Annotated in this window: 11 protein-coding genes; 4 read left to right on the top strand and 7 right to left on the bottom strand. The window is 71.8% G+C overall.

Features of this window, described 5'->3' with window-relative positions; translation table 11 throughout:
• Positions 1 to 3: 3 nt before the first annotated feature.
• The 4 genes from JIG36_RS35470 to JIG36_RS35455 all read right to left on the bottom strand — a co-directional run bounded on the left by JIG36_RS35470 (position 4) and on the right by JIG36_RS35455 (position 3,074).
• Positions 4 to 1,236, bottom strand: a complete 1,233-nt coding sequence (locus tag JIG36_RS35470) for a hypothetical protein (protein ID WP_203380793.1) — start codon at positions 1,234 to 1,236, stop codon at positions 4 to 6.
• Positions 1,233 to 1,664, bottom strand: a complete 432-nt coding sequence (locus JIG36_RS35465; RefSeq protein WP_203380792.1) for a hypothetical protein — start codon at positions 1,662 to 1,664, stop codon at positions 1,233 to 1,235. Before JIG36_RS35465 ends, JIG36_RS35470 begins: the two co-directional genes overlap by 4 nt.
• Positions 1,664 to 2,422 (bottom strand): hypothetical protein, encoded by a 759-nt coding sequence (locus JIG36_RS35460; protein ID WP_203380791.1) that lies wholly within the window; start codon positions 2,420 to 2,422, stop codon positions 1,664 to 1,666. Before JIG36_RS35460 ends, JIG36_RS35465 begins: the two co-directional genes overlap by 1 nt.
• Positions 2,423 to 2,501: 79 nt before the next feature.
• A complete protein-coding gene (locus JIG36_RS35455) occupies positions 2,502 to 3,074 on the bottom strand; it encodes a TetR/AcrR family transcriptional regulator (protein WP_203380790.1) in 573 nt (190 codons plus the stop codon).
• A gap of 85 nt (positions 3,075 to 3,159) precedes the next feature.
• Here JIG36_RS35455 and JIG36_RS35450 point away from each other — a divergent pair, with 85 nt between their 5' ends.
• Both JIG36_RS35450 and JIG36_RS35445 read left to right on the top strand, forming a co-directional pair.
• The gene (locus tag JIG36_RS35450; RefSeq protein ID WP_203380789.1) at positions 3,160 to 3,522 is read left to right on the top strand and encodes a DUF4267 domain-containing protein; all 363 of its coding nucleotides are present in this window, start codon (positions 3,160 to 3,162) and stop codon (positions 3,520 to 3,522) included.
• Between the two features lie 47 nt (positions 3,523 to 3,569).
• Positions 3,570 to 4,589 carry an NAD(P)H-dependent flavin oxidoreductase gene (locus JIG36_RS35445; RefSeq protein ID WP_203380788.1) on the top strand — a complete coding sequence of 340 codons (1,020 nt, stop codon included), beginning with the start codon at positions 3,570 to 3,572 and terminating at the stop codon, positions 4,587 to 4,589.
• Here JIG36_RS35445 and JIG36_RS52625 read toward each other — a convergent pair.
• From JIG36_RS52625 to JIG36_RS35430, 3 genes are all read right to left on the bottom strand, one after another.
• The gene (locus JIG36_RS52625) at positions 4,541 to 5,707 is read right to left on the bottom strand and encodes an AbfB domain-containing protein (protein WP_236048832.1); all 1,167 of its coding nucleotides are present in this window, start codon (positions 5,705 to 5,707) and stop codon (positions 4,541 to 4,543) included. The two genes, JIG36_RS35445 and JIG36_RS52625, sit on opposite strands and share 49 nt — an antisense overlap.
• Positions 5,708 to 5,798: 91 nt before the next feature.
• Entirely contained in the window at positions 5,799 to 6,560 is a 762-nt protein-coding gene (locus JIG36_RS35435) for an SDR family NAD(P)-dependent oxidoreductase (RefSeq protein WP_203380787.1), read from the bottom strand.
• Positions 6,560 to 7,357: an alpha/beta hydrolase gene (locus JIG36_RS35430; RefSeq protein ID WP_203380786.1), complete on the bottom strand. Its 798-nt coding sequence runs from the start codon at positions 7,355 to 7,357 to the stop codon at positions 6,560 to 6,562. Before JIG36_RS35430 ends, JIG36_RS35435 begins: the two co-directional genes overlap by 1 nt.
• A 102-nt stretch (positions 7,358 to 7,459) precedes the next feature.
• Here JIG36_RS35430 and JIG36_RS54380 point away from each other — a divergent pair, with 102 nt between their 5' ends.
• Together JIG36_RS54380 and JIG36_RS35420 are read left to right on the top strand one after the other, a co-directional pair.
• On the top strand, positions 7,460 to 10,189 hold the full coding sequence (locus tag JIG36_RS54380) for a helix-turn-helix transcriptional regulator (protein WP_203380785.1): 2,730 nt from the start codon (positions 7,460 to 7,462) through the stop codon (positions 10,187 to 10,189).
• Positions 10,190 to 10,277: 88 nt separating this feature from the next.
• Positions 10,278 to 13,181: a LuxR family transcriptional regulator gene (locus JIG36_RS35420; protein ID WP_203380784.1), complete on the top strand. Its 2,904-nt coding sequence runs from the start codon at positions 10,278 to 10,280 to the stop codon at positions 13,179 to 13,181.
• Positions 13,182 to 13,213: the final 32 nt, after the last annotated feature.

The raw sequence follows: 13,213 nt of genomic DNA, 5'->3' as shown, positions 1-13,213 counted from the left end.
GACTCAGCTGTCGTTCTGTTCGCCGGTTGCCGTAGCCGTCAGGGTGGGTGCCGACGGCGGGGAGTACGGTTCGGACGACGCGGACGGCTGTTCGCCCGGGCCGTTCGGCGTCTGGGTGGTGGCGGGCGCCACCCTGATCGCGACGCTTCCCTGCACACCGGCCGCAACCGCGCTCACCACCGCGACTCCGCGGCCGACCGCCTGCAACGTGCCGTTCGGGGTCACCGTGACGATCTTGTTGTCCGACGAACTCCAGCTGACGTTCACGCCGGGCACCAGACGGCCGTCGCGATCGGCCGCAGTGGCCACCACGGTGCCACCGTCGCCGACGGTCAGCGCGGTTGGCGCGAAAACGGCGATCGACCGGATCGCGGCAGCGGACTCCACTCGGATCGATGCGCTCTCCTGCACGTCGCCACTGCTTGCCGTCACCGTGACCAGGCCGGCGGCCAGAGCCGTGAACGACGCGGTATCGCCGTCGAAGGCGAGGATCGAAGGATTCGAGGACTTCCAGGCAATCGTCACGTCGGTGAGCGTCCGGCCGTCGCGGTCCAGGGCTTTGGCCAGCAGTGTGCCCTTCTCATCGACGTCGAGCAGGGTGGGCACGGTCAGCTCGATCGAACGGACGGTCTTGTCCGGGTTGGTGAGCTTGCCGATCAGGAAGATGCCACCGATCAGGGCACCGCTGATGAACGCCGGGTGCAGGGCCACCGCCTCGATACCTTTGCGGCTCTTGTCCGGAGGCAGAACGGCAAGCGGCGCCCAACGGATGGCCGCCCGCACGAACGGGTGGTCCTTGAGGTTGTCCTGATAGGTGTCGAGGGCCTGGCCGACAGCGCCGGTGGCCAACGCCGAGTACATCGACCGGCTGGCCCGCTGGTTGGCCTGCTGCAGCTGGCGCTGCAGGGAGTCCTGAGCCACCTTGGCGTCCAGGTCCACGGCGCGAACCGCGTTCAACGTGGCCGGCGCCGGGCGTGGTGCCGGAGCTCCGGCTGATGTCCGGCGCGGGCGCGGCACGGGCCGGACCACCGGTCCCCGGCGCTGCCTCAGCTGACGCTGACGTGCCACCATGATGCGGCGCTGACGTTCGCGATCGGCCCGCGATCGGGAGGCCTCTTCGTACGCCTCGTACGCCTCACCCTCGCCCTCGTAGGCTTCGCCCTCGAAAGCTTCGCCTTCGTAAGCCTCGCCCTCATAGGCCTCGGCCTCGAGGCTGTCGTAAGTCGCCTCGCTCATCGGTCCTCTTCCTTCTCGCTCGGGCGGTCGTGCATACGCGCCACGGCCGGTTGGATCAACTCGTCGAACAACTCGCGGTCGGGCCGCACCCAGCCGGTGCAGCCGTGCCCGGCGCAGACCGCGCAGCCGGGCTGCAGACCCCAGCACCGACAGGCTCCGAGTGCGGCGGCGAGCAACATGTTGGTGTCGACCTCGACCTCGACCTCGGGGTCGGGGTAGGGCGTCGGCTCGACCGGTACGGTGATGGTCGGTCCGGCGACGCGGTCGTCCGGTTCGTCGTTCTCGGTGAAGAAGATGGCCGGGTCCGGTTCCGGCACGTCGCCGAAGCGGGCCATCACCTGCACCAGCAGCCGCTGAGCGAAACCGGTGGGATCGGGCCGTACCCGGTCGAGAAGCGCCTGCACGTCATCGAGCTCGGTTGCGTTCATCAATACGCCTCTTGCCACTCGGCGGCCTCGGCGAGCTCCAGATCGTCGGCCCCGATCAGGTCGCCGTAGAGCGTCGCGGCAGGTGCGCCGTACCCGGCGGCCTCGGCCGAATCCGCGTCATGCTCGAAATACATCAGCGCATCGGCATCCGCTGCGGCCTCGCCGAACAGGCGGCTCATCTCGCTCAGGAGCTTGGCGTTCGGAATGCCGCTGACCGCTGTCTGGCCGAGCTGGCCCAGTGCGGTGGCGAGCAGGCTCCGCATCACATCCTGCTGCTTGCTGAGGATCAGGGCCTGCTTGGCCGCGTCCGACCCGGCGGCTACCGCGGCAGTCCGGGGGGAGGACGGCGCAACCGCGGGCGCGGCGACCGGTGGCCGGGGGCCACCGCCGGTCAGGGCTCCCGCCGCGAGACCACCCAGCCGGCCGCCGAGCGCGCTGCCGACAGGACCGCCGTAGAGGCCACCGACCAGTTTGCCGGCCGCGGGCAGAGCGGTCCCGGCGACTGCTTTGAACGTGGGGTCGTTCAGCACCTGACCGGCGCCCTTGGAGAGCTGGCCCAGTACCGATCCGAAGTTGAACGCCTCGGCCGGGCTGAGGGAGTCCATCATCGAGGTGACGGCGGTTCTCATCTCCTGGTCGTCGGCGTCGGCGTACTCGTCTCGCAGCGCCGACCGTAAACCGTCCGCGAGATCCTGCAGCTCCGGGTCCGTCCACCATGCAGGTGGCATCACGGTCGAGTAAGTGTCGCGACGTTCCATGGTTCGCCTCCTCGGGCAGAACCGTAGGAGCGGTCCGTCACTGCGTCGTCACCACGCTTGTGGGCGCGGGACGTCCCGGTCAGCCGGTGAAGCGGCGGATCAGCAGGGCCAGCCGCTCCTCGTGGCCCTCGGCGGGCAGACGGCCGCCCCGGGTGAGGGTCACCAGGCCGTGCAGGCCGGCCCAGAACACCTCCGTACGGGCACCGAGGTCGTCGTCACCGGCGAACGGGCGTACGGCCTCGCGCAGTTCGGCGAAGCCCTCCTGCAGCGCGGGCGGCGTCTCGTCGCTGGCGAACGTGAGGTCGACCTTGCTGGTGAACATGGCCTCGTAGACGACGGGCCGGGTCTCGGCGAACCTCGCGTATGCCGCGGCGGCCCCGGCCAGCGCGGCGCGGGGGTCGGCGGCCGAGGCGCGGGCCGCTCGCAGTTCGGCGGCCAGCTCGGCGAAGCCGTCGAGGGCGACCGCGGCCATGATGGCGTCCTTGCCCTTGAAGTGGCTGTAGAGCACGGGCTGGCTGTATTCGATCCGCTCGGCCAGCCGCCGCGTGGTGACGGCCTCCCACCCCTCGGACTCGGCGAGTTCCCGGGCGGCGTCGACGATCAGCCGCTCCCGCTCCTGACGTTCCCGCTCCCGGCGCTCCCGAATCGACATGACAGGAATCCTAGCGCCACTAGCGCCCCTGTCGATGCCTTGTTAGTGTTGCTCGTAGTTCTAGCACTGCTAGCAAGGAGTCGAGATGCTCACCTTCTTCGCGTACGGGCTCGCCATCGTCCTCAACCTGTTCATCGTCTTCATCGGCGCGCGGTTCCTGCTGGCGCCCCAGGCGGCCGCGGCCGGATACGGCGTCCCGGAGCAGCACACCCCCTACCTGACGGTGAAGGGCGTCCGCGACCTCACGTACGGTCTGGTCGGCCTGGCCCTGCTCGCCTTCGCGGGCGCGCCGGCCGAGGCCTGGTTCATGCTCGTGGTCGCCGTGGCGCCGTTCGGTGACACGCTGATCGTGCTGCGCAACGGCGGTTCCAAGGCCACCGCGTACGGCGTCCACTTCGCCACCGCCATCACCGTCCTGATCAGTGCCGCTCTGCTGTTCGCGCTCTGACGGGTGGGCGACAGGCTTTGCGCGGCGACGGTGCCACTGTGGACCGGATGGAGCTACGGACCAGATTCACCGAGGAATACGGACTCTCCACGCCGATCGCCCAGGCCGGAATGGCCTTCGTCGCCATGACACCGGAACTGCCGGTCGCGGTCAGCAACGCCGGTGCCCTCGGGGCGCTCGGGGTCGGCCTGCTGCCGGCGCCGGTGCTCGCGCAGGTCGTCGACGGGATCCGGGCCGGCACCGACCGGCCGTTCCACGTCAACTTCATCACCGGGTTCACCACGGACGACCAGATCGACGTGGTCTGCACCGACCCCGTACCGGCCGTGTCGTTCTACTGGGGGCATCCGCCGCGAGCCTGGATCGACCGGCTGCACACGGCCGGGGTGCGGGTTTTCGAGCAGGTCGGATCGGTCGAGGCGGCCAAGCGGGCGGCCGGCGACGGCGTCGACGTGGTGGTCGCCCAGGGCCTGGAGGCAGGCGGGCACAACTTCGCCACGCTGCCGACGTTCGCGCTTGTACCGCTCGTGGTCGACGCCGTCGCCCCGGCGCTGGTGCTCGCGGCCGGCGGCATCGCGGACGGGCGGGGGCTGGCGGCGGCGTTGATGCTGGGCGCGGACGGGGCCTGGATCGGCGCCCGCCTGGTGGCCACCGACGAGTCCGCGGCCCACGACGGTTACAAGGAGCGTCTGATCACGGCAACGGCGACCGAGACCGTACGGACATCGCAGTTCGGCCCCGAGACACCCGACTTCAATCCGATGCGGGTGCTACGTAACCGGGCCCTCGACCACCCGGCCGGCGCCGAGCGACCGGTGATCGGCCGCACCGTGCTGGGCGGTCAGGAGATCGAAGTCCCGCGGTTCCCCAACCTCGTGCCGACGCGCGCCACCACGGGCGACCTGGAGGAGATGCCGCTGCTGGCCGGGCAGGGCGTCGGTCTGGTCGACGCGGTGAAGAGCGCGGCCTCGGTGATCGCCGACATCACCGCCCAGGCGGCCGAGATGCTAGGGCGCTATCAGGGGGCCCACGGGGCGTCGAACGACCACGTCACATCGGGGGCATAGCTGGCGACGTTCTCCCACGTGCCGGCCCCGCCCGGAGTGGCCAGCCACAGCTCGCTCGCGTAGTGACGCAGGTAGGCGCCGGGGAAGTTCCACGACGCCAGGCGTACGCCGCCCGGGGCGGTTCGCGGGCACCAGGTCGCATCGGCTCGCATCAGGGACGTGCCGTCGTCGGCCGAGATGCGTACGCGGGAATTCTGGTGTCGCAGGTAGTGGCCGGGATAGTTGCGCGACTGCAGGCTGTAGCAACCGCCGGCCAGGCCCGGGACCACCTGCCAGGTCGCGTCCTGCTTGAGCAGCGCGCTGCTGCCGCCGTCGACGTGCTCGGTGTAACCCAGGCCGCCCTGATGACGTACGTAGCGGTCGGTGTAGCCGTTGGTGGTCACGCGCAGCGAGCGGAAACCGGTCGGCAGGGTGGTCGCGGCGCCGTCGTCACCCGCCGCTCCGGGCACCGAGGCGAGCGCGGAGGCCCAGCCGGCGGCCATCCGGTCGTACCCTTCGCGGTTCGGGTGCACGCCGTCGGCCAGCTGCGCGGTGGTCAGGGCGGCGTGCAGGTCGACGAAGTGCACCTTGAAGCCCTTGCCGCGCACGATGCCGGGCAGGGTGGCGTTGAAGGCGTTGGCGGCGGACTCGCGGGCCGGGTCGCTGAACGGCACGATCGACGCGACGAAGACGTCGGCGCCGGGTGCGGCGGCCCGGATCTTGTCGATCAGCCCCGACAGGCGGGCGGGCGCGTTGGGCAGGTCGTAGTTCTGCACGATGTCGTTCGTGCCGAGGTGTACCAGCACGCTGCGCGGCGCGGTGGCGGTCACCCAGCCGGTGGCCTGCGCGTCCACCTGGTCGATCCGCCAGCCCGAGTGGCCCTCGTGTTCCCGGTCGGGCAGATCAGCCGGGCCGTTGGACTGCGAGCCGACGAAGTCGACCAGGTGGCCGGCGCCGATGAGCGTGCGCCACAGGTTGATCCGGTAACCGCCGGGCACGTTGAACCCGTCGGTGATCGAGTCGCCGAGGGGCAGGATCCGGGTGCCGCCGGTGACCGCGGCCTGCGCCGGCGCGGCCAGGCTGGTCGCCAGGATCAGGACAAGGGCCAGAAACGAGACACGCCACGCGGAAACACGCATCGGAACCTCCCGGCCCGTACGTTACGTGTTCGTTCCATCAATGTAAATGTGTCAATCTGTTGGGCCGTGTTCGAACTGTGAAGGCCGTCTCTCAGTGGAAGGCGAGCCCTCCGTCGATGACGAAGTCGGCGCCGGTGATGTTGGCGGCCCGGTCGCCGGCCAGGTACACCACGAGATCGGCGACCTCCTCGGGACGGGTGAACCGCCCGGTGACGGACTGGCTCGCGGCCTGGTCGGCGATCGCCTTCGGATCCCCTCCGGTGGCACCGGCGACCGCGGCCGCCACCCCGCCGCCGCCCAGCCACAGGGCGGTGGCGACCGGGCCGGGGCTGACCGTGTTCACCCGGATCCCGGCCGGCCCGTACTCCTTGGCCAGCGACTTGCAGAAGCTGGTGAGAGCGGCCTTGGCGGCGCTGTAGTCGATCACCAACGGGTCCGGCAGCACCGCGTTGACCGAGCTGACCGTCACGACGCTGCCGGCCCTGCGCTCGAGCATCCGGGGGAGTGCCGCGCGCGTCATGCGTACGGCGGAAAGGAGGTTGATCCCCAGCGTCGCCTCCCAGTCGGCATCGGTCACCGACAGGAACCCGCCGGTGCGGGGCCGGACCGCGCCCACGTTGTTGACCAGCACGTCCACGCCCGGCAGCCCGGAGACGACCGCCGCCGGCGCCTCGGGATCGGTCAGATCGGCCAGCACCGAGACCACGCGGCCGGTCTCCTCCAGGGCCTTCAGCTCGGGCGATCCCCCCTTGGAGACCGCCGTCACCGACGCGCCCGCGGCGGCCAGCGCGGCCGTGACGGCCAGGCCGATGCCGCGGCTCGCGCCGGTGACGATCACCTGCTTGCCGTCCATCAGAGACCCTGCTGCCGCAGCCAGGTCAGCGCGGTCTCCGCGACCTCACGCCAGCCGTTGTCGATGGTCAGCGAGTGACCCCGGTCGGGGAACTCGGTGATGTCGGTGACCGCCTCCGAGTGCCGGTACTGCTTGAGCGTGGCCCGCACGACCGCCTCCGGCACGGTGTGGTCCTTTCCCCCGGTCATCAGCAGCAGCGGGCCGCGCGACTGGTTGGCGGTGTCGACCTTGGCCGGCGAGTGCGGGTCGAAGTTCGCGGCCGCCGCCTCGAACAGCGGCTTGCCGGGGGCGGGGATCGTCCACGCCTCGAACAGCGCGTCCGACTCGGCCTCGGGAATCGCGTTGCCGAACGCGAACCGGAACTGCTCGGCGGTCAGCGACACCGCGCGGTGCTTGTTGGCCGGGTTCTTGAACACCGGAAGCGTGGCCCGCAGCGCGGACAGTGGCAGCGGCAGCACCCCCTTGATCTGGGCGGCGTCGATCGCCACGGCGGCCCGGGCCAGATCCTGCCCGAGCAGCTTCTGCGCGATCATCCCGCCGAAGGAGTGGCCGACGAGGATGGGCGCCGAGTCCAGGCCGCGGATGATTCCCGCGAAGTGGTCGACCACGTCGTCGATGCCGTGGTCGGCGATGCTCTCGGGCGTCTCCCGGGCCTCGGCCACGGTGTCGGGGTCGCCGGGCCAGCCGGGCGCGGCCGGTGCGTACCCCTGCTCACGGAACAGCTCGATCCACGGCTGCCACGAGGTGGCGTGCAGCCACAGGCCGTGGATGAACAGGACGGGCGTCGGTGTCGTCATGGGCGTCAGGACACCACGGCGACCCGTGCCGCGGATCAGGGAAACACCACAGTCCCGATCGACGGGTTGCGCCGGCGAACCCGGGGTTCATAAGGTCATCGGGTGACGCTCTTCGTCGGCCGGGCGGCGGAGTCCGAGCAACTGAGGGCCTGCGCCGACGAGGTCCGGGCCGGTGCTTCCCGGCTGGTCGTCGTCGAGGGCGAGGCCGGCATCGGCAAGACCTCCCTGGTGCGTGGTTTCACGGCGTCGCTCGACGACTTCACCGTCCTGTGGGCCACGGCGGATCCGTCCGAGACCGATTTCCCGTACGGCGTCACGGGTCAACTGACACGCCGGCTCGACCGGGCCGCCGTCGCCGGGTTCCCCCTGCTGGCCGAGCCGGCTCCCGGGTCCACCCCGCATGTGATCGGCGGGCAGCTGCTGCTCCTGCTGGGCGAACTGCAGCAGTCGGGCCGGCCCGTCGCCGTGGTCGTGGACGACCTGCAGTGGGCCGACCGGCAATCCGTCCAGGCGCTGGGTTTTGTGCTGCGCCGCCTGTGGTCCGACCGGGTCCTGACGATCCTGGCCACCCGCCCGGTGGCCGAGTCCGACAACCTGCTGCGGTCGTCCGAGCGGGCGACCCGGCTCGAACTCGGCGGCCTGTCCGGCGACGAGGTCGCGAGCCTGGCCCGGGCCCTGATCGCGGGCCCGCTGACGCCCGGCCTGAGCGAGCGGTTGCACGCCTACACCGGCGGGCACCCGCTGCACGCCCGCACGGTGCTGACCGAGGTTCCGGCCGACGTGCTGCGCGACGACACCCAGCAGCGCTGGCCGGTGCCGCGTTCACTGCTGCTCGCCATCAACACCCAGTTCGACCGGCTGCCGGCCGGTTCCCGCGAAATGCTCGAGGCGATGGCCGTCCTGGACGCCCGGATGCCGCTGTCGGCCGTCGGCCGGCTCGCCGGTCTGGCCGACCCGGCCGAGGCGCTCGGACCGGCGCTGACCGCCGGCCTGGCCGTGTGGTGGCCCAGCGAACCGCAGAGCCCGGTCGCCCTGGTGCACGCCCTGCAACGCGACGCGATCTACGACGCGCTCAGCCCCGCCCGGCGACGGGCCCTGCACGCGGGCGCGGCCGGGCTCGTCGGCACGGCGGCCAGCTGGAGTCACCGGGTCGCCGCGGCCGACAGCACCGACGACGACCTGGCGGCCGAACTCGAGCAGTCCGGAACGGCCGAGGCCGCCCTCGGGCGCAACGCCGTCGCCGCCACCCGCCTGCGCTGGGCGTCGGCCCTGTCGACCGGCCGTGACGACCGGGAGCGACGGCTGCTGACCTCGTGCGCCCAGTCGCTGCTCACCCTGCGGGCCGACGCCGTGCTGCCGCTGCGGCCGCAGGTCGAGGACTGCGCGCCCGGCCCGCTGCGCAGTTGTGTGCTGGGCATCATGGACATGATGGCGGGCCGGATCCCCACCGCCGAGACCCACCTGGGCCAGGCCTGGGAAGAGGCCCGCGCGACGCCCGGCGCCGGCTGGGTCGCCGCCCTGGCGAGCCTGTTCCTGGCCCAGATCACCATCGCGAGCGGGCGCGGCGCCGACACCGTACGGATCGCCCGCCGCACCCTGGACATCGGCGACCTCGACCCGTCCACCACCGATCTCACCCGCGCGTTGCTCGCCACCGGCCGCATGTGGCACGTGGGCCCGGCCGCGGCCCTGGACGACCTCACCCACCTGCCCGAGGCCGGCGTCGACGTCCGCGACGACAACCTCGACACCCTGGCCACTCGGGGCGTCATGCGGCTGTTCCTGGGACACCTGCCCGCCGCCCGCGCCGACCTGCGCACGGTCGCCCTGCGCGACCAGCAGGGCGCGAGTTCCCGGCTCGGCCCCGCGACCCTGGCGCTGCAGTCGGTCGTGCACTACCTCGCCGGCGAGTGGGACGAGAGCGAGTCGGCCGCCGAGCGGGCCCGGGCCGTCGCCGCCTCCCAGGACCAGCTGGCCTTCGACGCGGCGGGCCGGTTCGCGGCGGTCTGCGTCGACGCCGGCCGCGGCGAGTGGCCGCGTGCCGAGCGCCGGCTCGACGAGCTTTCCCACATCGTGCAGTCGTTCGGGTCGCCGCCCGACATCGTCTACTCGTCGCTGGCCGCCGCGACCGTCGCGCAGGCCCGCGCCGACCACGCCGGCATGCACCGCTCGTTGGGGCCGCTGCTCGACGGCACCCGCCTGCGATACCGGCCCTTCCGGCTGTGGCAGCAGTCGCTGCTCGTCGAGGCGTTGACCGGCACCGGCCGGCTCGACGAGGCCGAGGCGGTGCTGCACGACCTGCGGGCCGAACACGACGGCGGCTACCTGCGCGACGTCGTGGCCCGCCTGACCGGCCAGATCGCCGAGGCCCGCAACCGGCCGCGCGACGCCGAGGAGACCTACCGGCAGGCACTGACGTTCGAGGTGGACGCCGACACCGCGCCGCTCTATCGGGGCGCGTTGGAGCACGCGTACGGGAAACTGTTGCTGGCCACCGGATCCACCTCACGCCGCGATGCCGCGACCTGGCTCACCCGGGCCCACCGCCGCTTCGCCGCGCTGCGGGCCACACCGTTCCAGCAGCGGTGCGAACAGGACCTGACCGCGACCGGGCTGACCGTGGCCGAAGGCGCCCCCGGCCGACCGCTCACCCTGACCGAACGCGAGCTGTCGGTGGCGCACGTCATCGCCAACGGCCGGACGAACCAGGAGGCCGCGGCCGAGCTCTACGTCAGCCAGAAGACCGTCGAATATCACCTGTCCCGCATCTACGCCAAGCTCGGCATCTCGTCCCGCCGCCTGCTGGCCGAGGCCCTGCGCAACCCCTCTTGAACAGACCCTAGTCCCGGCGCTTAGGGTCCGTCCCTGGCGATTCCGGCGCCCGCGGGTGATCCCCTGAGACGCGGGGGGTGAGGCCGGGATGTTCATCGGTCGTCACGAGGAACAGCGCGCCCTGGCCGACCTGCTGGCCGGCGTGCGCGAGGGCCGCAGCGGAACCCTGGTGCTGGTCGGTGAGCCCGGCGTCGGCAAGACCAGCCTGCTCGACCAGGCGCGGTGCTCCTCCGACGTACGGGTCGTGGCGATCGCCGGGGTCGAGCCGGAGATGTGCCTCGGGTACGCCGCGCTGCACCGCCTGCTGCGTCCGTGGCTAGGCGAGATCGACGCGCTTCCCGAGCCACAGAGCGATTCCCTGCGTACGGCGTTCGGCCGCACCGCCGGCCCCACACCCGACCGCTACCTCGTCGGCATGGCCACACTCACGCTGCTGGCCGAAGCCTCCGCGCCGCAACCGTTGCTGTGCCTGATCGACGACGCGCAATGGCTCGACCGCGAGTCGGCCGACGCCCTCACGTTCGTCGCGCGCCGGTTGCACGCCGAGGCTCTGGGGCTGCTCTTCGCGACCCGCGAGGACAGTCCCGGCGGTCTTCCCGCGCTGACGCTGACCGGCCTGCCGCCCGGCGACGCCCGAAACCTGTTGTCGGCCAGCGTTCCCGCACGCGTCGACGCCCAAAACCCCATTCCGACAGCCATTCCCGTACGCCTCGACGCCCCAGAGCCGCTTCCGACAGCCATTCCCGTACGTGTCGATGGTCGTGACCCGCTTCCGGCAGGCATTCCCGTACGCCTCGACGACGCGGTCGCCGCGACCATCGTTGCCGGCACCGGCGGCAATCCGTTGGCCCTGATCGAGCTCGCCCGCACACTCACCCCCGGGCAGTTGGCCGGCATCGCCCCGCTGCCCACCCCGCTCCCCGTCGGCGACCGGCTGGAAACCCACTTCCGGCACCAGATCCGGCCGCTGCCCGCCCTGACCCGGTTGCTGCTGTTGCTCGTATCGGCCGCCCCACCGAACGAGCCGTCGTTGCTCTGGCGGGCCGCCATCCATCTGGAGATCGCCGCCGACGAGATCGACCACGCACTGGCCGCCGGCATCCTCACCCCGTCCCTCGACTTCCGGCACCCGCTGATCCGTTCGGCCGTCTACCGGGGCGCCGAGGCACCGGAGCGCCGGCGCGTGCACGCGGCCCTGGCTGCCGTGTACGACCCCGTGCTCGACGCCGACCGCCATGCGTGGCACCGCGCGCAGGCCACCATCGGGCTCGACGAGGAGGTGGCCACCCTGCTGGAGAGGGCCGCCGAACGCGGCGGCCACTCCGAGCGGGCCGCCTTCCTCTCCCGCGCGGCCGACCTCTCACCCGACCCCCGGGCCCGGGCCGCACGCCTGGTCGCCGCCGCCCGAGCCCACCTCGTTCTCGGCGACCCGGCCGCAGCCGGCGAACTCCTCGACCGAGCCGAGTCCAGCCACGCGGCCCACCTCGTCCCCGCCGTCCCCTCGGCGTCCCGGCCCCCTGCGCAACCCGAGTCCCGCGCCGTGTCTGTCGCACGCGCTGATGACGGCACCCGGCGCACCGCCCAGAACCCGAGCGGCCCCGACCTTTCCCTGACGCTGGCCCGCCAGGCGCGCGCGACCGCCGAGATGTACGCGGGTCACTACGCCACCGCGCCCGCGATGCTCCTGGAAGCGGCCGAGTCGATCGCCGGCGTGGACGCCGTGCTGACCCGTCGGATGCTGTTCGAGGCGATGCAGGCCATCCTGATCGCCGGCGACCACAACTCCACCCTGGAACTGGCCCGCACGGTGATGGCGTCGCCGGCCATGGAAACGGCCCGGCCGACGTACGCGGACCTGTTCCTGATCGGCTACGCCACGCGCCTGACGGGCGACTACCGGGCGGCCGTGCCCCTGATGCGCGCCGCGCTGGCCACCCTGGACGCCGGCGTAGTGGAGGAAGGCCCTCCACTTGCCGTCATCAGCACCCTGGCCGCCGACGACCTGTGGGACGAGGACGCCGGCCGCCGGGCCTGGACCCGGCTCGAGGAGTACGACCGCCGAACCGGCGCTTTGGGCACGTTGCGGACCACCCTCGCCGTAGGAGCCGGTTGGGAGCTGAGAGCGGGCCGCTTCGACGCCGCCGAGGCCCTGCAGGACGAGTTGGCCGCCTTGTCCACCCTCGTAGGACAACCGCTGCGCGGCGAAACCCAGCGAATCGAACTGCTGGCGTGGCGGGGCCGCGAGGCCGAGACCCGGGCCATGGCCGCCGAAGCCACCGGCCTCGACCATTTCGTCCGCAACTCCGTGGCCATCCTGGAGATCAGCCTGGGCCACTACCCGGCGGCCCTGGACTGCTTGAAGCCTTCGTTCGACCGCGACAAGCCAGGCGCCGCAACACGTTCCCTGCACGAGATCGTTGAGTCTGGAGTACGCGGCGGAGACCACGAGGCAGCCAAAGCCGCCCTCGTACGCATGGAGGAACGCGCTCCCGTCAGCGGCACTCCCTGGGGTCTTGGCCTGCTGGCCCGCGGCCGCGCCCTGATGGCCGACGACGACCACGCCGAGGCCTTCTACCAGGAGTCGCTGGAGTTGCTGGCCCACACCCAGATCCGCACCGAACAGGCCCGAAGCCACCTGCTGTACGGCGAGTGGCTACGCCGCCGTCGCCGCCGAGCCGACGCCCGCTCCCAGCTACGCACAGCCCACGACATGTTCGCCCAGATGGGAGCCGAGGCTTTCGCCGCACGGGCCCAGCTGGAGCTGAAAGCAACCGGCGACCACCCCACCCCGAGAACCAACCGCCCCGACCGCGACCTGACCCCACAGGAACGCCAGGTAGCAGCGCTGGCCGCCGCCGGAGCCACTAACAGCGAGATAGCCGCCCGCTTGTTCCTGAGCACATCCACCGTCGAATATCACTTGACCCGCATCTACCGAAAGCTGGCCATCACCTCCCGCCGCAAACTGGCTGCCGCCCTCCGAGGTGCTTGATCAAAGCGATGTGCTCGGTGAGGTTCGGCCGG

Origin of the sequence: Paractinoplanes ovalisporus (genome assembly GCF_016834655.1) — a bacterium.
GTDB classification, from domain to species: Bacteria; Actinomycetota; Actinomycetes; order Mycobacteriales; family Micromonosporaceae; genus Actinoplanes; species Actinoplanes ovalisporus.
Note: the sequence above shows the minus strand (reverse complement) of the source record. Positions and strands in the feature narration are given on the sequence as shown.